This window comes from Cellulomonas sp. plas2, assembly GCF_057221735.1.
In genome coordinates, this window is sequence record NZ_CM170155.1 from 1,880,584 (window position 1) to 1,900,596 (window position 20,013).

Annotated in this window: 18 protein-coding genes; 16 read left to right on the top strand and 2 right to left on the bottom strand. The window is 75.7% G+C overall.

Features of this window, described 5'->3' with window-relative positions; all coding sequences use genetic code 11:
* Window positions 1–37 precede the first annotated feature (37 nt).
* From ruvX to AC2TDM_RS08475, 16 genes are all read left to right on the top strand, one after another.
* The gene (gene ruvX / locus AC2TDM_RS08400) at window positions 38–583 is read left to right on the top strand and encodes a Holliday junction resolvase RuvX (protein WP_425319170.1); all 546 of its coding nucleotides are present in this window, start codon (window positions 38–40) and stop codon (window positions 581–583) included.
* Window positions 546–1,715 (top strand): endolytic transglycosylase MltG, encoded by a 1,170-nt coding sequence (gene mltG / locus AC2TDM_RS08405; RefSeq protein WP_484636354.1) that lies wholly within the window; start codon window positions 546–548, stop codon window positions 1,713–1,715. The genes ruvX and mltG overlap by 38 nt, the downstream gene beginning before the upstream one ends.
* Window positions 1,716–1,725: 10 nt before the next feature.
* Window positions 1,726–2,607 carry a shikimate dehydrogenase gene (locus tag AC2TDM_RS08410; RefSeq protein ID WP_484636355.1) on the top strand — a complete coding sequence of 294 codons (882 nt, stop codon included), beginning with the start codon at window positions 1,726–1,728 and terminating at the stop codon, window positions 2,605–2,607.
* A 103-nt stretch (window positions 2,608–2,710) separates the two neighbouring features.
* Entirely contained in the window at window positions 2,711–4,384 is a 1,674-nt protein-coding gene (locus AC2TDM_RS08415) for a GspE/PulE family protein (protein ID WP_484636356.1), read from the top strand.
* 149 nt (window positions 4,385–4,533) lie between these two features.
* On the top strand, window positions 4,534–5,823 hold the full coding sequence (locus AC2TDM_RS08420; protein ID WP_239078832.1) for a type IV pilus twitching motility protein PilT: 1,290 nt from the start codon (window positions 4,534–4,536) through the stop codon (window positions 5,821–5,823).
* Window positions 5,823–7,061, top strand: coding sequence for a type II secretion system F family protein (locus AC2TDM_RS08425; RefSeq protein ID WP_090030885.1), 1,239 nt, complete (start codon window positions 5,823–5,825; stop codon window positions 7,059–7,061). Before AC2TDM_RS08420 ends, AC2TDM_RS08425 begins: the two co-directional genes overlap by 1 nt.
* A gap of 167 nt (window positions 7,062–7,228) precedes the next feature.
* Window positions 7,229–7,690 (top strand): type IV pilin protein, encoded by a 462-nt coding sequence (locus AC2TDM_RS08430; protein WP_090030886.1) that lies wholly within the window; start codon window positions 7,229–7,231, stop codon window positions 7,688–7,690.
* A 112-nt stretch (window positions 7,691–7,802) separates the two neighbouring features.
* Complete coding sequence (locus tag AC2TDM_RS08435) at window positions 7,803–9,599, top strand: Ig-like domain-containing protein (protein ID WP_484636357.1); 1,797 nt, start codon at window positions 7,803–7,805, stop codon at window positions 9,597–9,599.
* A complete protein-coding gene (locus AC2TDM_RS08440; RefSeq protein ID WP_175499241.1) occupies window positions 9,596–10,285 on the top strand; it encodes a prepilin-type N-terminal cleavage/methylation domain-containing protein in 690 nt (229 codons plus the stop codon). Before AC2TDM_RS08435 ends, AC2TDM_RS08440 begins: the two co-directional genes overlap by 4 nt.
* An 83-nt stretch (window positions 10,286–10,368) precedes the next feature.
* On the top strand, window positions 10,369–12,024 hold the full coding sequence (locus AC2TDM_RS08445; protein WP_090030889.1) for an RICIN domain-containing protein: 1,656 nt from the start codon (window positions 10,369–10,371) through the stop codon (window positions 12,022–12,024).
* A gap of 4 nt (window positions 12,025–12,028) precedes the next feature.
* Window positions 12,029–12,850, top strand: a complete 822-nt coding sequence (locus AC2TDM_RS08450) for a prepilin peptidase (RefSeq protein ID WP_308439511.1) — start codon at window positions 12,029–12,031, stop codon at window positions 12,848–12,850.
* A gap of 104 nt (window positions 12,851–12,954) precedes the next feature.
* A complete protein-coding gene (pilM, locus tag AC2TDM_RS08455) occupies window positions 12,955–14,028 on the top strand; it encodes a type IV pilus assembly protein PilM (RefSeq protein ID WP_090030891.1) in 1,074 nt (357 codons plus the stop codon).
* Window positions 14,025–14,810, top strand: a complete 786-nt coding sequence (locus tag AC2TDM_RS08460) for a hypothetical protein (protein WP_090030892.1) — start codon at window positions 14,025–14,027, stop codon at window positions 14,808–14,810. Before pilM ends, AC2TDM_RS08460 begins: the two co-directional genes overlap by 4 nt.
* Before the next feature lies 1 nt (window position 14,811).
* Window positions 14,812–15,681: a hypothetical protein gene (locus AC2TDM_RS08465; RefSeq protein WP_090030893.1), complete on the top strand. Its 870-nt coding sequence runs from the start codon at window positions 14,812–14,814 to the stop codon at window positions 15,679–15,681.
* Between the two features lie 79 nt (window positions 15,682–15,760).
* Window positions 15,761–16,951 carry a chorismate synthase gene (gene aroC, locus AC2TDM_RS08470; protein WP_090030894.1) on the top strand — a complete coding sequence of 397 codons (1,191 nt, stop codon included), beginning with the start codon at window positions 15,761–15,763 and terminating at the stop codon, window positions 16,949–16,951.
* Window positions 16,952–16,954: 3 nt separating this feature from the next.
* Window positions 16,955–18,145: a hypothetical protein gene (locus tag AC2TDM_RS08475; RefSeq protein WP_090030895.1), complete on the top strand. Its 1,191-nt coding sequence runs from the start codon at window positions 16,955–16,957 to the stop codon at window positions 18,143–18,145.
* An 8-nt stretch (window positions 18,146–18,153) separates the two neighbouring features.
* Here AC2TDM_RS08475 and aroB read toward each other — a convergent pair whose 3' ends face one another.
* The gene (gene aroB / locus AC2TDM_RS08480; protein WP_090030896.1) at window positions 18,154–19,350 is read right to left on the bottom strand and encodes a 3-dehydroquinate synthase; all 1,197 of its coding nucleotides are present in this window, start codon (window positions 19,348–19,350) and stop codon (window positions 18,154–18,156) included.
* Complete coding sequence (locus tag AC2TDM_RS08485) at window positions 19,347–19,973, bottom strand: shikimate kinase (protein WP_239078831.1); 627 nt, start codon at window positions 19,971–19,973, stop codon at window positions 19,347–19,349. The genes aroB and AC2TDM_RS08485 overlap by 4 nt, the downstream gene beginning before the upstream one ends.
* Between the last annotated feature and the right edge of the window lie 40 nt (window positions 19,974–20,013).

The following is a 20,013-nucleotide window of genomic DNA, read 5'->3' on the forward strand; positions in this document are numbered from 1 at the left end:
CGTCCGCGTCGGCCTGGCCGCGTCCGACCCCGACGGCATCGTCGCGACCCCGGTCGCGACGCTGCCGCGGGACGAGCGGGGCGCGGCCGACGTCGCCGCGGTCGTGGCCGAGGTGCGCGAGCGGGGTGCAGAGGTCGTGTACGTCGGGCTGCCGCGCCACCTGAACGGGTCGGAGGGTTCGTCGTCCGGCATGGCGCGCGCGTACGCTGAGGTGTTGGCGAGCGCCGTGGCCCCCGTGGCGGTGCGTCTCGTCGACGAGCGCATGAGCACCGTCTCGGCGCACCGGGCCCTGCGCGAGGCCGGCCGACCGGGCCGGCGGCAGCGGCAGGTGGTCGACCAGGCCGCCGCCGTGGTCATCCTCACGGGGGCCCTCGACACGGAACGTGCGACGGGACGGCGCGCCGGGCAGGCGGTCCGGCCGCGGCAGGGCAGCATCAGGACCGGCAGCACCGGGACGGGGAGCAGCAGCACCAGCACAGCCAGCACGAGCAGGCAGGGGGACGGGCCCGGGGCCCGGAGCAGCGCGGACGACCGGGAGACGCACGGTGGACGACGGCACGCAGGGCACGACGGTACGCAGTGACCCCAGGGACGGCTTCTTCGAGGCGGAGGAGCCGCTCGGGGAGCGGCGCAGCCGTGCCCGCGCGCGGGCGCAGGAGGCGCAGCGGCGCCGGCGTCGGCGGCGCTCGCTCGTGGTGGTCCTCGTCGTGCTGCTGCTCGTCGGCGGTGGCGCCTACGGCGTCTGGACGGTGCTGTCCGACGTCCGCGACGGCGGCACGACGACCGCGGCGGTCGAGGACTACCCGGGTCCCGGCCGTCCGTCGGCGCAGGTGACGATCCCGGAGGGCGCCACCGGTGCGGACATGGGCCAGGTGCTGGCCGACGCCGGCGTGGTCGCCACGTCCCGCGCCTTCTCCACGGCGTACGCGGCGAACCCCGACGCGCAGGGCATCCAGCCCGGCACGTACAACCTCCTGCTCGAGATGCGGGCGACCGACGCCGTCGTCGCCCTGCTCAACCCGGCCAGCCGAGCGACGACACGGGTGACCGTGCCGGAGGGGCTCACGGTGCAGCAGGTGCTCACGCGGGTCTCCGAGATCACGACGATCCCGCTGGCCGACCTGCAGGCCGCCGCCGCCGACCCCGCCGCGATCGGTCTGCCGGCGGAGGCGGGCGGCGCCGTGGAGGGCTGGCTCTTCCCCGCGACCTACGAGGTGGCGCCGGACGCGACCGCCGCCGAGGTCCTCACGCAGATGGTCGGCAAGACGGTCTCGGTGCTCGACGGCCTCGGCGTCGCGGCGACCGACCGGCAGCGGGTCCTCACGATGGCCTCCGTCGCCGAGAAGGAGGTCAGCGACGTCGACGACTACGGCCGAGTGGCCCGGGTCATCCAGAACCGGCTCGACCGCGGCTGGCCGCTGGGCATGGACACGATCAACGCCTACGGCCTGGGCAAGTCGGCGATGGACCTCACGACCGCCGACTTCGAGAGCGACGACCCGTACAACTCCCGCCGGGTGCTCGGGCTGCCGCCGACCCCGATCTCCAACCCCGGCCAGGCCGCGATCGAGGCCGCGATCACGCCCGCCGAGGGTCCGTGGCTGTTCTTCATCACGGTGGACCTGGACACGGGCGAGACGATCTTCACCGACAGCAACGACGAGTTCCTGGCCGGCAAGGCGCAGTACCAGCAGTGGCTCGCCGAGAACAGCTGACGACGCCCGCATGACCGCACCGTCCGCGAACGCCCCCCGCCGGGCCGCGGTCGTCGGCCACCCCGTCGCGCACTCCCTGTCCCCGCTCCTGCACGGGGCGGCGTACGCGGCCCTGGGCCTCGACGGCTGGCGCTACGACCGGCTCGACGTGCTGCCCGAGGACCTGCCGGCGCTGCTGACCTCGCTCGACGACGGCTGGGCCGGCCTGTCCGTGACGATGCCCCACAAGCACGCGCTCCTCGACCTCGTCGACCACGTCGACCCGCTCGCGCGCGTGGTGGGCGCGGCCAACACGGTGCTGCTGCAGCCGGGTCGGACGCGCCCGCAGCTCGTCGCCCTCAACACCGACGTGCACGGGCTCGTGACGGCACTGGCCGAGGGCCTCGGGACGGCTGACCGGGCCGACGGCCGCCGCGGTGTCGTGCTCGGCGGCGGCGCCACCGCCGCGTCGGCCCTGGCCGGGCTGGCGCAGCTCGGCGTCACGGAGGCGGACGTCGTCGTGCGCTCGCCCGGGCGCGCCGGAGCCCTGCTCCGGGCGGCCGAGCGGATGGGGCTGCACCCCCACCTGCGGGCCTGGAGCACGGCGACCGACCTGCTCCCGGCGGCGGACGTCGTCGTCTCGACGCTGCCCGCGCACGGCGCCGACGAGCTGGCCCAGGCCCTGGCGGCCGCCGCGGTCCCGTGCCGGGGGGTGCTGCTCGACTGCGCGTACGACCCGCGGCCGACGGCGCTCGGCACGGCCTGGAGCGCCGTGGGCGGCACCGCCGTGGGCGGGGAGCGCATGCTGCTGCACCAGGCGGTGGAGCAGGTACGGCTCATGACGGGCCGCCCGGCCCCGCTCGCGGTGATGGACGACGCCCTGACGCGTCACCTGGTCGGCACCGGCGCCTGATCTCGGCACCTCCGGCGGCACCGGTCCCTCAGGGACCGGGCCGTGCTGCCGATCGGCCGGACGGGTGGTCCGGAGCGGGCCGCGGGAGCGGCGAGGAGCGGACGTGAAGCAGCTCGGGGAGATCCTTCTCGAGGAAGGCCTCATCACCGAGGAGCAGCTGCTGCGTGCGCTCGACGAGCAGCTCGTGCGCGGCACGTCGCTCGGGCGCTCGCTCGTCGCGCAGGGTGTGCTGTCCGAGGGCGGGCTGACGCGGGCGCTGGCGCTGCAGGTCGGCATGACGTTCGTCGACCTCGACGGCTACCCGGTCGACCGCACGGCGGTGACCCTCGTGCCGGCCGCGCTGTGCCGGCGCTACACCGTGCTGCCGGTGGCGCTCGACGGGCTCTCGCTCGTGCTCGCCACCGCCGACCCCGGCAACGTCCTGGCCGTCGACGACGTCCGCGCGGTGTCCGGCCGTCCCGTCGTCACCGTCGTCGCCACCTACGACGACCTCGTCCGGGCGATCGACCGGTTCTGCCGCGCCGACGACGAGATCGAGGACCTCTCGTCGGCGTTCGAGGAGAGCCAGCGCGACCCGCAGGCCGACCTGTCGACGCTCGGGGACATGGTCGACGACGACGCGCCGATCGTCCGCTACGTCAACCTCCTCGTCACGCAGGCGATCACCGACCGCGCCTCCGACATCCACATCGAGCCGACCGAGCACGACCTGCGGGTGCGGTACCGCATCGACGGGGTGCTGCACGAGACGCAGCGCTCGCCGAAGTCGATCCAGGGCGGCGTCGTCTCGCGCGTGAAGATCATGGCCGACATCGACATCGCCGAGAAGCGCCGCCCCCAGGACGGGCGCATGTCGGTCACGCACCAGGGCCGGACCATCGACCTGCGCGTGGCGACGCTGCCCACCGTCTGGGGCGAGAAGATCGTCCTGCGGATCCTCGACAACTCCACGGCGAGCCTGGACCTGCGCGAGCTGTCCTTCCTCGACGACAACCTGCGGACCTACCGCTCGGCGTACACGAAGCCGTACGGGATGATCCTCGTCACCGGGCCGACCGGGTCCGGCAAGTCGACCACCCTCTACGCCACGCTCAACGCGGTCTCGCGGCCCGAGGTCAACGTCATCACCGTCGAGGACCCCGTGGAGTACCGGCTGCCGGGCATCAGCCAGGTGCAGGTGAACCCCAAGGCCGGCCTGACCTTCGCCGGTGCCCTGCGGTCCATCCTGCGGTCCGACCCGGACATCGTCCTGCTCGGCGAGATCCGCGACCACGAGACCGCGCAGATCGCGGTGGAGGCGGCGCTCACCGGCCACATGGTGCTCTCCACGCTGCACACGAACGACGCGCCGTCCGCCGTCGTCCGGCTCACGGAGATGGGCATCGAGCCCTTCCTCGTCGGGTCGGCGCTCGACGCCGTCGTCGCGCAGCGGCTCGCCCGGCGCCTCTGCGAGCGGTGCAAGGTGCCCTACGAGCCGACCGAGGCCGAGCTCGACGGCGCGCGCTTCCCGTGGTTGCCGGGCGAGCCGGTGCCGCTGCTGCACCGACCCGTCGGCTGCCCTGCGTGCTCCCGCACCGGGTACCGCGGGCGCATCGCGCTGCACGAGGTGATGACCGTCTCCGAGCGGATCGAGCTGCTGGCGGTGGCCCGCGCCTCGTCGGCGGAGATCACCGCCGCGGCGATGGCGGAGGGCATGCGGCCGCTGCGCGAGGACGGCTGGGAGAAGGTCGTGCGGGGGCTGACCTCGCTCGAGGAGATCCTGCGCGTCGTCGCCTGAGGCGTCCTCGGTGGGCCGGACGGTGACATCCCGACGGTGACACCCCGACGGCTCAGGAGCGCCCGCGCCGGGCCGATGGGCCGGGGGACGCGTGCCGGGCCGCCGGTCGCGCACCGCCGCGGTGCGGCACCAGGCCAGGAGGAGATGCCGTGAGCGACCACCGCGACGACGCCCCGTTCGCGACCTGGAGCCCGCTGCCGGACCGGCCCCCGGCGGCCGCGACCTCGTCCGCCGTGCCCGCCCTCGCCCCGGCACCCGTGCCGACCGTGCCGGCCCTCGTGCCCACCCTCTCCCCGACGCCCGCGGGCGTCCCCGGCGGGCGTGTCGCGCTCGGGCAGGGGAGCGCCGAGGACGACGTGCCCGTCGAGGCCGTCCTGCGCGAGACGGTCCGCCGGGGGGGCTCCGACCTGCACCTCACGGCCGGCGCACCGCCGATGATCCGCCTGTCGGGGGACCTGCAGCCCCTGGAGGGCTACGGGCCGCTGCGGCCGGAGGGCCTGCGGCGGAGCCTCTTCGGCCTGCTGACCCAGCGGCAGCGCGAGACGTTCGAGGCCGACCTCGAGCTCGACCTGTCCCACCAGGTGCGCGACCTGGCCCGGTTCCGGCTCAACCTCTTCCAGCAGCGCGAGTCCGTCGGGGCGGTGTTCCGGCTCATCCCCTTCGAGGTGACGCCGCTCGAGGCGCTGGGCGTGCCGGCCGTCGTCGGCACCTTCGCCGGCCTGCCGCGCGGGCTCGTGCTCGTCACCGGGCCCACCGGCTCGGGCAAGTCCACGACGCTGGCCGCGGTCGTCGACCTGGCCAACCGCACGCGCGAGGACCACATCATGACGGTGGAGGACCCCATCGAGTTCCTCCACCGGCACAAGCGCTGCCTGGTCAACCAGCGCGAGGTCGGCACGGACACCCACTCCTTCGCCGCGGCGCTCAAGCACGTGCTGCGCCAGGACCCCGACATCATCCTCGTCGGCGAGCTGCGCGACCTCGAGACGATCCAGGTGGCGCTGACCGCCGCCGAGACCGGCCACCTCGTGCTCGCGACCCTCCACACCCAGGACGCCGCGCAGACGGTCGACCGCATCGTCGACGTGTTCCCGACGGCCCAGCAGGCGCAGGTGCGCACGCAGCTCGCCGGCGCCCTCCAGGGCGTGGTCAGCCAGACGCTGTGCCGCCGCGCCGACCACCCGGGCCGCGCCGTGGCGACCGAGGTCATGGTCGCCACCCCCGCCATCCGCAACCTCATCCGCGAGGGCAAGACCCACCAGATCTACTCCGCGCTCCAGGCCGGCGCGCAGCAGGGGATGCACACCATGGACCAGCACCTCGCCCAGCTCGTCCGGGCGGGCACCATCACGTACGAGACGGGCCTGGCCGCGTGCCACCACGTCGAGGACTACGGGCGCCTGACCGGCCGCACCTCCGCGCCGCTGGTCGGCGCCTGATGGCCGCGCCGGCGGGTGGGACCCGCACCTTCGCCTACACCGTCCGCGACGCCCGCGGGAAGCTCGTCAAGGGCCGGGTCGACGCCCCGAACCAGGTGGTCGTCGCGACCCGGCTGCGGGAGATGGGCCTCGCGGCGGTCTCCGTCGAGGAGGTCCGCACCGGCGGCCTGCACGCGGAGCTCCACCTGCCGGGGCTCGGGGACCGCATCCGGCTGAAGGACGTCGCGGTGCTGTCGCGGCAGCTCGCCACCATGATCAGCGCCGGCCTGTCGCTCCTGCGCGCCCTCAGCATCCTCGCCGAGCAGACCGAGTCCCGGCCGCTGGCCAAGGTCGTCGCGCAGGTGCGGGCCGACGTCGAGGCGGGGGTGGCGCTGTCGACGGCGCTCGGCCGCCGCCCGGCGGTCTTCCCGCCGCTCATGGTCAACATGGTGCGGGCGGGGGAGGTCGGCGGGTTCCTCGACCGGTCCCTGCAGTCCGTCGCCGCGACCTTCGAGCGAGACCTGACGCTGCGCGCCAAGGTCCGCTCGGCGATGACGTACCCGGCCGTGGTGCTCGCGATCGCCGTGCTCGCCGTCGTCGGCATGCTGCTGTTCATCGTCCCCGTGTTCGCGGGGATCTTCTCCTCCCTCGGCGGGGAGCTGCCGGTCGTCACGCAGGCGCTGGTCGGGCTGTCCGGGGTCGTGAAGGTGGGAGCCGCCCCGGGTGCCGTCGTCGCCGGTCTGGGGGCGGCCTGGTACCACCGGCACCGCCACGACCGCGCCGTGCGGGACCGGGTGGAGCCCCTCGTCCTGCGGGTGCCGGTGTTCGGGCTGCTCACGCGCAAGATCGCGATCGCGCGGTTCTGCCGCAACCTCGGCGTCATGCTCGCCAGCGGCGTGCCGCTGCTGCAGGCGCTGGAGATCGTGGGGGAGACGAGCGGCAACGTCGTCGTCGAGCGTGCCGCCCGCGCCGTGCAGGACTCCGTCCGCAGCGGGCGCACGCTCGCCGGGCCGCTGTCGCAGCACCGGGTGTTCCCGCCGATGGTCGTCCAGATGATCGCGGTCGGCGAGGACACCGGTGCCCTCGACACGATGCTGGAGAAGGTCGCCGACTTCTACGACGCGGAGGTCGAGACGACGACGGAACAGCTCACGAGCCTCATCGAGCCGATCATGATCGTCGTCATGGGCGGCCTCATCGGCGGCATGATCGTCGCCCTCTACATGCCCATCTTCGGCGTCTTCGACCTCGTCGGCTGAGCGTCGCCGGCGCGCGGCCGCGGTGGCGGCTGGACGGCGGGTGAACGCGTCCGCTTCCGGGCGGAATGCCTCAGGTCCGTCGCCCCCGCGCCGATGGGGACGGTGGGCGCGCGCACAGCCGTCGCCCACCGACCCAGGCCAGGCACGCTCAAGAATCGAGGACGGGCATGATCGCTCGCGTTCGCAGGTCTCTGGACGAGAAGGACAAGGGCTTCACGCTCATCGAGCTCCTCGTCGTCGTCATCATCATCGGCATCCTCTCGGCCATTGCCATCCCGGTGTTCATGAACCAGCGCAAGAAGGCCGTCGACGCCGCGATCAAGGGCGACCTCAAGAACGTCGCCACCGTGATCGAGAGCTACTACACCGACAACGGCAAGTACCCGACCGCCCTCAACGTCAGCGGCACCACCGTCACGCTGACGGACGGCGCGGCCACGGGCGCCATCACCGACACCGCCCGGATCAGCCAGGGCAACGGCCTGAACTCCTACGCCGTGTCGACGACGACGGGCGGCTTCTGCTTCCGCGTCACCAACGCCTCCAGCACCGAGCCGACGAACGGCTTCTTCTACGCCAGCTCGGCCGGCGGCGTCATGGCCAAGGGCACCTCCGCCTGCCCGGCCTGATGCGCCCGGCCTGATCGGTCGCACCACCCGCGCGGCACGGGCTCCGGACCACACCGGGGCCCGTGCCGCGTCCGGCACACCCGACGACACCACCAGCGAGAGGCAGGTGCCCGTGCGCGACGACCCCGCCCCGGCACCCGTGCCGGGAGCGCCCCGCAGCACGCGCGACGAGGGCTTCAGCCTCGTCGAGGTCGTCGTCGCCCTCGCCCTCCTCGCCGTCGTCGCGACGGCGGCGCTGCAGCTCTTCGTCAACGGCACCCGCACGGCCCGCCACCAGGCGCAGGGGCTGACGGCGGTCACCGTCGCCAACGACGGCATGGAGGCCGCCCTCGCGGTGGCCCCGCTCGAGGTGTCGGGCGTCTCGGGCCTCGTCCGGGGCCGGACGCAGGCGGCGGTCACCGCGGCGGTCACCGCGGCCCAGTCGCTCGGGGTCGAGGGGCTCGGCGCGGGCTACCCCGTGTGGGACCCGGCCGCCACGGCGTCCTCCGTGCCGGCCGTCCCCGTGTCCCGCACGACGGTCGTCGAGGGCCTGACCTACACCGTGCGCACGCTCGTCGCCGCGTGCTACCGGCCGACCGCGGTGGCGTCCGCCGCCTGCGGCGCCGTCGCCGGGCAGACCGCCGACCCCGTGACGCAGCCCGCGGGCACCACGCGGCTGCTGCGCGTCACGGTCGTCGTGAGCTGGGACCCGGTCGGCGGGACGTGCACCGCGAGCGCGCCCTGCCGCTACCAGACCTCGTCCCTCGTCGACGGCCACGCCGACCTGCCGTGGAACGACATCACGCGGCCCATCGCCGTCGACGACCAGGCCGCGGCCGACCTCGGCACGTCGGTCGTGCTGGACGTGCTGGGCAACGACCTCATCGGACCCGTGAGCAACAACCCCGTGACGTCGCTGATGATGGCCGCCGGCAGCGGGACCGTGGCGCTGCAGGCCGACGGGAAGGTCAAGTACACCGCGCCGACGAACGCCGCCGGTGTCATGACCTTCACCTACGTCCTGCGGGACCAGGCCGGCCGGCTGTCGAACACCGGCACGGGCCGGGTGTCGGTGCGTCCGCGGGCCGTGGCCGACTCTGCCTCGACCGTGCAGGCGACCGCCGTGACGATCCCGGTGACGGCCAACGACGTCGCGACGCCCGCCTCCGTGCAGGTGGTCTCCGGCCCGACGGGCGGGACCGCGACGGTCCAGGGGACGTCGGTCGTGCTCACGCCGCCCGGGACCACCGGCACCGTGACGTTCCAGTACACGGTGACCGACACGGCGGGGCTCGTCTCCGCCCCCGCCACCGTCACCGTCGCCGTGACCGCGTACCCCGAGCCGCTGGTGCAGGACCTGACGATCGACGCGCCAGCCGGCTCGCCCGCCGCGGACCTGGCCCTGGTGACGCGCACGGGCAACCCTGCGGGTTACCTGTTCGAGGTCCTGTCGATGACCGTGCCGACCGGGCAGCTGACCGTCGGCGGCGCCCCGGCGACCTCCGGCGCGATCGGCACGGCGGTCGGCTTCACGCCGTCGACGACCGCGGTGGGTACCTCGACCTTCACCTACCGCGTGAGGACGCCCGACGGCGTCCGCGTGTCGCAGACCAGGACGGTGACGCTCCGCGTGCTGCCCGCGCCCGCGCCGGACACGTTCACGGTGCCGGTCGGGTCCACGTCCCTGCTGGGCGTCGGGACCAACGACGTCCCGAACGCCTACGACACCGTGGTGACGCTCGCCGGCGCGTCGGCCCCGTCGTGCGGGACCTTCGCCGCGTCGCAGCCGAACCCGTCCGCCGGCCGCATCGCGTTCACGGCGCCGGCTACGACCGCGACCTGCACCTTCACCTACACGGCCAAGGGTGCGGGGACCACCGGTGCGCTCGTCTCCCCGCCGGTCACCGTCACCGTCCAGGTGGGCTCGTGACGGCGGGGCCGGGCGCCCGCCGGCGGGCACGGGCGGCCCGGGACCGCGGGAGGAGACCCGACGCCGGGCTGACCCTCGTCGAGGCGGTCGTCGCCATGGCGGTGTTCGCGATCGTCCTCGCCGTGGCGATGTCGGCCACCGTGTCGATGACCCGCGAGACCGTGCGGACGGAGGTGCTCGGGACCGCGCAGGACACCGCCCGGGTCGCCTTCCAGCGGCTCGACCACCAGGTGCGCTACGCGGAGGCGCTCAACCTGCCCGGCCCAGGGACGGGCGGTGCGGTCTACGTCGAGCTGCGCGTCAGCGCTGCCGCGTCGGTCACCGGGCAGGCCCAGTGCTCCCAGTGGCGCTACGACCCGGCGGCCGGCACGCTCGCCCGCCGCACCTGGACCGACACGACGAACCCGGTGGTCCCCGGCTGGCACGTCGTCGCGACGAAGGTGCTGCGACCCGCCGGAGCGTCCGCCACCTACCCGTTCACCGTCCGTCTCGCGTCCGGCGCCCTCGTGCACCAGGTGCTCGACGTCGCGCTGACCGTCGGCGACCCCCGCGTCGGCGTCGAGGTCGCGACCGCCTCGTCGTTCGTCGCCCGCAACAGCTCCCCGACGTCGCTGTCGAACACCGACGCCAACGGCGACGGGAGCAGCGACCTCGCCGTCTGCCTCTCGGCCGTCGGGCGGCCATGACCGCCCCCACGTCCGCCTCCACGCCCGCCACCACTGCCGTCTCCGCTGCCGCCACCACGAGCCCGTCCCAGGAGGACCCGCGCATGCCCCGCCCCCCGCGCCCGCGCCGCACCGGCGTCCTGCGCCCGGTCGCCCGTGCGCTGGCGCTCCGCCGGGAGGCCCTCGTCGGACGGGGCGCGCCGCCGGACGCCGGCGTGGCGATGCTCAGCGCCCTGCTCGTCATCCTCCTCATGACGGCCCTCAGCGTCGTCGTCATGGGCGTCGTCCTGCAGGCCGCGCTGCCGGGCCAGTACCAGCGCAAGTCCACACGCAGCGTGTTCGCCGCGGAGGCCGGGATCGAGGCGGCCGTGAGCCGCATCCGGTCCGCCGGGAGCGCGGCGGACTTCACGGGGACCGTGTACGGCGACCTCGCGCAGCTGCCGTGCTCCGTGCAGGGGACGGTGGCCGCCGCCGTGCCCGGGACGTCGGCGGGGGCCGGTGCCGCCGGCGCAGCGGGCCTCGGGTACACCGCCTCGATCGCGTACTACAAGGACGACCCGGCGGGCCGGGACGCGGCGTGGCTGGCGGCGAACGCCATGCCGTGCGCCGCGGGCGGCGGGGTCGCGACCCAGCCGCGCTACGCGCGCATCGCCTCCGCGGGCGTCGTCCCGGGCGGGCCCCTGCTCGAGGCGGGGGAGGGCGACCGCACGATCGTCTCGGTCTACCGCTTCCGCACGACGAACACGAACGTGGCCGGTGGCCGCATCTGGACGCTCGGCCACAGCTACTGCCTGCGCGCGACGTCGGACACCGCCGGCTCGGCGGTGACGTACGCCGCGGCGGACACCTGCGGCGCCGACGACGTCCGCGAGCTGTGGATCTGGGACAGCACGTACGGCATCAAGCTCGCCGTCACCACGTCGCCGGGCCAGACGCCGCTGTGCGTCACCGGGCCGCCGACCGCCTCGTCGCCCACCGTCGACGCCCTGCTGCAGCCGTGCCGCAGCGACGCCGGACGGTGGAACCAGCTCTGGAGCTGGCAGGGCGGCGCGCGGTGGCAGGGGGAGAACCAGGCCATCACGAACTACTCGGCGTACTGCCTGTCCGCCGGCACGACGTCGACGACGATCGCGGACCTGCGCGACCGGCGCCTGAGCATCGGCACGTCGTGCGCCTCGAACGCCGAGTGGGGCTCGTTCGACCCCGACCCCGCCGTCGGCCCCGGTGCCGCGAGCGTCAGCACCCGCCAGGTGGTCAGCTACCTCGAGTTCGGGCGCTGCTTCGACGTCACCAACGAGCAGGTCGGCTTCGCGTACATGATCGTCTACCCGTGCAAGCAGGACCCCAGCGGCGGCAGCCTGCTCAAGTGGAACCACAAGTGGTACTACGAGGAGCCCGTCGCGCCCGCGGTGTCGCGCACGCAGCAGATCTCCGTCCTGCGGGACAACAGCACGGCCCAGCGCTACTGCCTGCAGACCCCGGCGCCGGGCTCCGGCTCGTCGTACCCGACCCTCACGTCCGCCTGCAGCGCCACGGCCGCCGACCAGCAGTGGACCCGCTTCGCCGACACCGGCGACTACCGGACCAGCTGGACCTTCGTCGACCATCTCGGCCGCTGCATCGACCTGGGAGAGCGCGGCGCGACGAGCTGGTCGCGACTCGTCGTCACCTCGTGCACGGGCGGCCCCGGCCAGAAGTGGAACGCCCTGCCGGAGCAGATCAGCGCCACCCTCGGCAACTACCTCGAGCCGGCCGGGTGATCGCGTGAGCGCACTGGTGCCCGCCGCCGACCCGTCCGTCCCGCAGGCCGTCCTCGTCCCGGCCGTCGCGCTGCTGGGGCTGCTCGTCGGGTCCTTCCTCAACGTCGTCGTCTGGCGGGTGCCACGCGGCCTGTCGGTCGTGCGGCCGCCCAGCGCGTGCCCCGGGTGCGGTGCGCCCGTGCGCCCGCGCGACAACGTGCCGGTCGTGTCGTGGCTGCTCCTGCGCGGCCGGTGCCGGGACTGCCGACGGCCCGTCTCCGTGCGGTACCCGCTCGTCGAGGCGGGGACGGCGGTGGCGTTCGGGGCCGTCGCGGCCTGGGTCGGCGCGTCCTGGGCGCTGCCCGCGCTCCTGCACCTCGCGGCGGTGAGCATCGTCCTCGCGCTGGTCGACCTCGACCTGCACCGCCTGCCCGATGCGATCGTCGGGCCGGCGTCCGTCGTCGGCGTCGTGCTCGTCGCCCTGGCGTGCCTCGCCCCCGGCGGGCAGGGCGACCTCGCCCCGCTCGTGCGGGGCCTCGTGGGCGCCGCGGTGCTCCTCGGCCTCTACCTCGTCATCTGGCTCGTCGCGCCCGGTGGCATGGGGCTCGGCGACGTCAAGCTCGCGGGCGTGCTGGGCCTGCACCTCGCGTGGGCCGGCTGGGGCGCGCTCGTCGTCGGGGGGTTCGCGGCGTTCGTGCTGGGCGGTGCCTTCGGGGCGCTGCTGCTGCTGTCGCGCCGCGCGGACCGCCGCACGGGCATCCCGTTCGGGCCGTGGATGCTCGCGGGCGCCTGGGTCGGCCTCGTCGCCGGGCCGTCGCTGTGGTCGGGGTACCTCGGCCTGCTCTGAGTCCTCACACCCGCCGCCGGACCGCCGATGGTCCGGACGGCGGCGCCCCGCCCGCACGCAGGCGCGGGCCGCCGAACCCTCCCCGGACGGACGGAAGGACCACCGTGGCCAGCAGGCACGTCATCGGCCTCGACATCGGCACCACCGCCGTGCGCGCGGCCGAGGTCGCGCCCGCGGGGTCCTCGCGACGTCCGCGACCCACGCTCGTCCGCTACGGCGAGCACCGGCTGCCGGCGGGCGCCGTGCGCGAGGGCGAGGTCGTCGACGCCCTCGTCGTCTCGCAGGCGCTGCGCGAGCTGTGGTCCCGCACGGGCTTCAGCCACAAGGACGTCGTCATCGGCGTCGGCAACCAGCGCGTCGTCGTGCGCGAGCTCGACCTGCCGTGGCTGCCGCTCGCCCAGCTCAAGGCGTCCCTGCCGCTCCAGGTGCAGGAGCTGCTGCCCGTCGGGGCGGCCGACGCGATCCTCGACTTCCACCCCACCGACGAGACGGAGGGGGAGACCGGCCGGACGGTGCACGGGATGCTCGTGGCCGCCCAGCGCGACACCGTCTCCGCCAACCTGCGCGCCGTCGAGGACGCGGGGCTCCGGCCGACGATGGTCGACCTCAACGCGTTCGCGCTCCTGCGGGCCCTGGCGCGCGGCGAGCACGCCGAGCGCACCGTCGCCCTCGTGGACGTCGGTGCGCGGCTGACGAACGTCGTCGTCGCGACCGGCGGACGTCCCCGCCTCGTCCGCGTCATCCCCTCCGGCGGCCAGCACGTCACCGATGCGGTGGCGGCGGCGCTCGAGGTGCCGCCGGCCGAGGCCGAGGTCGCCAAGCGTCGCCTCGGCACGGGCGCCGGGGCGGTCCCCGGGGCGGTGCCGCCCGAGCTGGCCGCCGCCGCCGAGGCGGTCGACCGCACGTGCCGGGCCCTCGTCGAGTCCGTGCGCAACACGCTCGTCTACTACGCCGGCCAGCACACCGGCGCACGCGTCGAGCTCGTCGTGCTCACCGGCGGCGGGGTGCACCTGGCCGGTCTCGGGCAGCTCCTGTCGAGCACGACGCGGCTGCCCGCGGTGCTCGGCGACGCGCTCGCGGGGTACGACCTCGGCCGTGCGGTGGACCGGACGGCCCTCGACGGCGCCGGCTCGCTCGTCGCCCTGCCCGTCGGGCTGGCGTCGGGGGTGGCGGCATGACGACGACCCCGACGAGCCCGACGGCCTCCGCCCAGGCCGGGGTCCCGCTCGCCCCGGCGCCCTCGGGGGCCGGTCGCCCCGGCGCGCGGTTCGGGGGGCTCGGCGTGCGACGGGGCACCGCGGCCGCCACCGTGCTCGGCGGTCCCGTCCAGGTGGACCTCCTGCCCGCCGACATCCGTGCCGGGCGTGCCCTCGCCGTCGTCAAGCGCCGGCTGCTGGGCGGCGTCGCGTGCGTCGTCGTGCTCGTCGCCGCGGGGTACGCGGGCGCGATCACGACGCAGGCGCGCGCCGACGCCGAGCTCACCGAGGTGGCCGCGCAGGCCGCGGAGCTCACCCGGCAGGCCGAGGGCTACGCGCAGGTGCCGCAGGTGCTCGGCGAGGTCGCGCAGGTCGAGCAGGCCCGTGCCGCCGCGACCTCGACGGAGGTGCTCTGGCAGCCCTACGTCGACGCGATCGCCGCCGTGCTCCCGGCGGGCACCAGCATCGCCACCCTCACCGCGAGCGGGCCCGACCCCCTGGGCCTGACCCCGCCCGCCGCCGCGACCCCGCTGCAGGCCGCCGGGATCGGCAGCATCGCGCTCTCGCTGGAGTCGCGCACCGTCCCGGCCGTCGCGGACCTGCAGGACGCCCTCGACGCCCTGCCGGGTCTCGACGGCGTCTGGTTCTCCGGCGTGACCCGGACGAGCACCGACGCCGCCGGCGACCACTACACCGTCACCGTGACGGCCCAGCTGACGGGCGACGCGCTCGCCGGCCGGTACGCCGGGCAGCAGGAGGGCTGACATGACCACGTCCCGCACGTCCTCGTGGGTGCTCGGCACCGCGCTGCTGGTGGCCGCGCTCCTCGCCGCGTCGTGGCTGCTGCTCGTCGGGCCCGTCCTGACGTCGGCCGCCGAGGTGCGCACCCAGGCGCAGGACGCCCGGGCCGCCAACGACGTGCAGCGCGCCCGCATCGCCCAGCTCGGGGAGCAGTTCGCGCGGCTGGGGGAGTACCAGGGGCAGCTCGCGGCCCTGCGCGCGCAGGTGCCCGACGACGCCGGCCTCGCCGACTACCTGCGCCAGGTCGACGACCTCGCCTCCGCCGCGGGCGTCACCCTCACCTCGGCCGGTCCCGGCACGCCCGTCCTCGTGGGCACGGGCGCCGCCGCCGGGACGACGACGAGCGCCCCCGCAGCCGCGACGGCCACGACCGACGGCACGGCCTCCACGACGACGGGCGCGGCGACCGCCACGACGACGACCACGGCGACCACGGCGACCACGACCGCGACCACGACCGCGACCGCGACCGCGACGACGACGGCGGCGGCCGTCACGGCGCCGCCCGGGACGGTCGCGGTCCCGCTGACCCTGAGCGTCATCGGGGCCTACGCCGACGCCCTCGCCTTCGTCGACGACCTCCAGCGCGACGAGCGCCGGCTCACCGTCGTCAGCTCGGTGACGGCCACCGCGGTGACCGACGCACCCGCCGCCGGCGGCCGCCCGGCCACCACGGTCGGCGACGTCGAGCTCACCCTCGGGGCCACCGTCTGGGCGCTGCCCGCGACGACGGGCACGGGGACCTCACCGGCCCCGGCGTCCGGTGCCGCGTCGTCCACCGACGCCCTCCCGCCGGCGGTGCCGGGCAAGAACCCGCTCGTCCCGCTCGGCTGAGACGCGCCACCGGCACCACCCCGTCCGCAGCCCGGGCTCGTGGGACGACCGTGCCGGACCGCGTGGGAGGATCGGCCCCATGCTGCGCTGGTTGACCTCCGGGGAGTCGCACGGACCGGCCCTCGTCGGGCTGATCGAGGGCGTCCCCGCCGGGGTGGCGCTGCGGACCGACGACGTCCGCGCCGCCCTCGCCCGCCGCCGCCTCGGCTACGGCCGGGGCGCGCGGATGTCCTTCGAGCAGGACGAGGTCCGCATCCTGGCCGGGCTGCGGCACGGCCTCACGCAGGGTGGCCCCCTGGCGGTGGAGATCGGCAACACCGAGTGGCCCAAGTGGGTCGACGTCATGGCCGCGGACCCGGTGGACGACCCCGCGCTGCTGCAGCGGGCGCGCAACGCGCCGCTGACGCGTCCGCGCCCCGGTCACGCCGACCTCGTCGGCATGCGCAAGTACGGGTTCGACGACGCGCGCCCCGTCCTCGAGCGGGCGTCCGCCCGCGAGACGGCGACCCGCGTGGCCCTCGGCACCGTGGCGGCGGCGCTCCTCGAGCAGGCCGCCGGCGTCCGCCTCGTGTCGCACGTCGTGGCGATCGGCCCGGTCGCCGTGCCGGAGGACGCCCCGCTCCCGCTGCCCGACGACGTCGCCCGGCTCGACGCCGACCCCGTGCGCTGCGCGGACCCGGCCACGTCGGCCGCGATGGTCGCCGAGATCGACGACTGCCACAAGGCGGGGGACACCCTCGGTGGTGTGGTCGAGGTGCTCGCCTACGGCGTGCCCTCCGGGCTGGGGTCCTACGTGCAGGGCGACCGCCGGTTGGACGCCCGGCTCGCGGCGGCGCTCATGGGCATCCAGGCCATCAAGGGCGTGGAGGTCGGCGACGGCTTCCGCACGGCTGCCCGCCGCGGCTCGGCCGCCCACGACGAGATCGAGCCCGGCCCCGACGGCCGCATCCGCCGCACGAGCAACCGCGCCGGCGGCGTCGAGGGCGGGATGTCCAACGGCGAGGTCCTGCGGGTACGGGCCGCTATGAAGCCGATCTCGACCGTGCCGCGGGCGCTGCGGACCATCGACACCGCCACGGGCGAGGTCGCGGCGGCGCAGCACCAGCGCTCGGACGTGTGCGCCGTCCCGCCCGCCGCGGTCGTGGCCGAGGCCATGGTGGCCCTGGTCCTGGCCGACGCCCTGCTGGAGAAGACCGGCGGGGACTCGGTGCCGGAGGTCCGGCGCAACCTCGAGGCCTACCTCGAGGCCGTGCCCGCCACCCTGCGCTGAGCGGTGCCGCAGCCGCCGGCACGGGTGCGGTCGGGGCTGCTGCTCGCCCTGCTGCCCGTGGCCTGCGGGCTGCTCGCCTCGCTCACCGCGGCCCGGTCGGGGGCCCAGGACCAGCCGGAGTTCGTCGCCGCGGGGCTGCGGCTGCTCGCTGACGGGCGCTGGGACGTCTACGACGACCCCTGGTATCAGATCGGTCCGCTGCACCTGCTGCTGGTCGGTCTCGTCGCCCGCGTCGCGGGTGCCGTCGGCGCCGACCCCGTCGTGGTGTCGGTCGGGGCCGCGTGGGCGGCGCTGACCGTCCTGGCGGTCCTCGTCGCGCGGCTGCTGGTGCACCGGGCGTCGCCCGTGTCGCGCGCGGGTGCCGCCGGGGTCGCCGCCGGCGGGGTGGTCGTCGCCGTGGTCGCCACCGCGCGACCCGTGACCCTCGCGCACCCGGAGGAGCTCGCGATCGCCCTCCTGTGGTGCCTGTCCGCCGCCGCCGCCCGTGACCGCCGGGTGGTCGCGGCGGCCGTGCTCGTCGTGGTCGCGGCCGCGCTGAAGCCGACCGGGGCGCTGGGCGCGGCGGTCCTCCTGCAGCTGCCCGCCCGGACCCTCCTCGTCGCGGGCGTCGCGACCGCGGCCGGCAGTTTCGCCACCTACGCGCCCTTCGTCCTGCTGGGCACCTTCCGCATGCTGCACCAGGAGTGGGCGGTGACGCCGTGGACGCTCCCGTGGCTCCTGGACCCGGCCGCCACGCACGCGGGCTGGGTCGTCCGGCTGGCGCAGGCGGGGGCGGTGGTGGTCGCCGTGGGCGTGACGGCCGTCGTCCTGCGTCCGCCGCCGGCAGCCCTGGTCGCGGTGCTCGTCGCGGTCCGGCTGCTCCTCGACCCGGTCTACCTCGTCTACTACGCGGCACCCCTGCTGCTCGTCGTCGTGCTCGCGGCGCACGAGCGCCCCACCCCCAGGCTCGGCCGCCACCGCCTGCTCGTCGCGGTGCCGTTGGTGCTGGTCGTCCTCGCCCACGCCGCGGCCGAGCCGCGCACGGTCCTCCGGTACGCCGTCGTGCTGACGGTCCTCGCCGCGGTGGTCGCGGTGTGGCGACCCCGCCGCCGGGCCGGGCAGGTGCCGGCGACACCCCAGGCCTCCGTCGACCGGGAGGCGCGCCCCGAGCGGACGCTCACCCCGTCCGGCACGGGGCAGGCGCCTCCCGGCTGACCGTCGGTCTAGAGGGCGATGGCACGGCCCGGCGCCGGCGCGCCCTCCGCGACCTCGGCGTACGCCGCGACGAGCAGGGTCGGGTCGGGCCCCTCGAGGCGGGTCGGCTTGCCGACGTCCTCGAGCACGACGAAGCGCAGCAGGTCGCCCCGTGTCTTCTTGTCGCGCCGCATGGCGGCGACCAGCTGCTCCCAGCGGTCGCCCCGGTACGTCGTCGGCAGCCCGACGGCGCGGAGCACGCGACGGTGGCGCTCGACGACCGCCTCGTCGAGCCGGCCGGCCAGCCGCGCGAGCTCGGCGACGAACACCATCCCGACGGAGACGGCCGCCCCGTGCCGCCACTGGTAGCGCTCCACGTGCTCCACGGCGTGCCCGAACGTGTGCCCGTAGTTGAGGATCTCGCGCAGCCCCGCCTCCCGGAGGTCCTCCCCGACGACGCGCGCCTTCACGCGGACGGCGCGCTCGACGAGCTCGGCCAGCACCGGGGACGCCGCGGCCCGCTCCGGGTCGGTGATCTCCGCCGCGTGCTGCTCGACGAGGTCGAGGATGACCGGGTCGGCGATGAAGCCGCACTTGATGACCTCGGCGAGCCCGGCCACGAGGTCGTTGCGGGGCAGGCTCGCCAGGGCGGCGAGGTCGGCCAGCACCCCGGCGGGCGGGTGGAAGGCGCCGACGAGGTTCTTGCCCTCCGTCGTGTTGATCCCCGTCTTGCCGCCGACGGCCGCGTCGACCATGCCGAGCAGCGTCGTCGGCACCTGGACCACGCGGATGCCACGCAGCCACGTCGCGGCCACGAAGCCCGCCAGGTCCGTCGTCGCCCCGCCGCCGAGCCCGACGACGACGTCGGAGCGGGTGACGTCCGCCTGGCCGAGCACGCCCCAGAGGAAGGCCGCGACCTGCGCGGTCTTCTGCGCCTCCGCGTCCGGCACCTCCGCCAGGAGCACCGTGCGGCCCGTCCGGGCGAGGTCGTCGCGCACCGCCTCTGCCGTCGTGGCCATCGCGGTCGGGTGCACGACGAGGACCGTGCGCGCGTCGGGCCCCACGAGCCCGTCGAGTGCACCGAGGAGGTGCCGCCCGATGACGACGTCGTAGGGCGCCTGCCCGGCGACGGTCACGCGCACGGGTGCGTCGCCCGCGCCGGGCTCGGTGGCGGGCTCGGTAGCGGGCTCGGTGGCGGGCTCGGTGGCGGGGACCTGCTCGGTCATGGGGAGTCCTCCGGGGTGCTGACGGTGGCCGTGCCGTCGGCAGGTCTGTCGTGGGGCTGGTCGTGCGGTCGGTCGTGGAACTGGTCGTGGGGGACGCCGTCGGGGACGGTGTGGGGGCCGTCGCTCTGGACGGCCTGCTCGACGAGGGCGGCGACCTCCGCGGGCGTACGGCCGTCGGTGACGACCCGGTGGGTCGCGAGGGCGGTGTAGACGGGACGACGGCTCTCCGCGATCTCCGTCCACCGCGCCCGCGCGTCACCGGCAAGCAGGGGCCGCGTCGTGTCGCCGAGCACCCGGTCGGCGACGGCGTCCGCGCCGACGTCGAGGAACACGACGGCACCACCCGCACCGGCGTACCGCTCGAGCGCCGCCCGGCTGCGCGGGTGCAGCACGGCTCCGCCGCCGAGGGCCAGGACGCCGGCGTGCTCCGCGAGCGCCCGCCCGACCGCGGCGTGCTCGAGCGCGCGGAACGCCTCCTCGCCGCTCTCGGCGAAGACCTCCGCCACCGTCCTGCCGGCCGCCACCTCGACGTCCCGGTCGCTGTCGCGCAGCGTGACGCCCCAGCGCCGGGCCAGCTCCGTCCCGACCGACGTCTTGCCCGAGCCCATGGGACCGCACAGCACGACGAGCGGACCCGCAGGCCGCGCACGCCCTCCCGTGCCC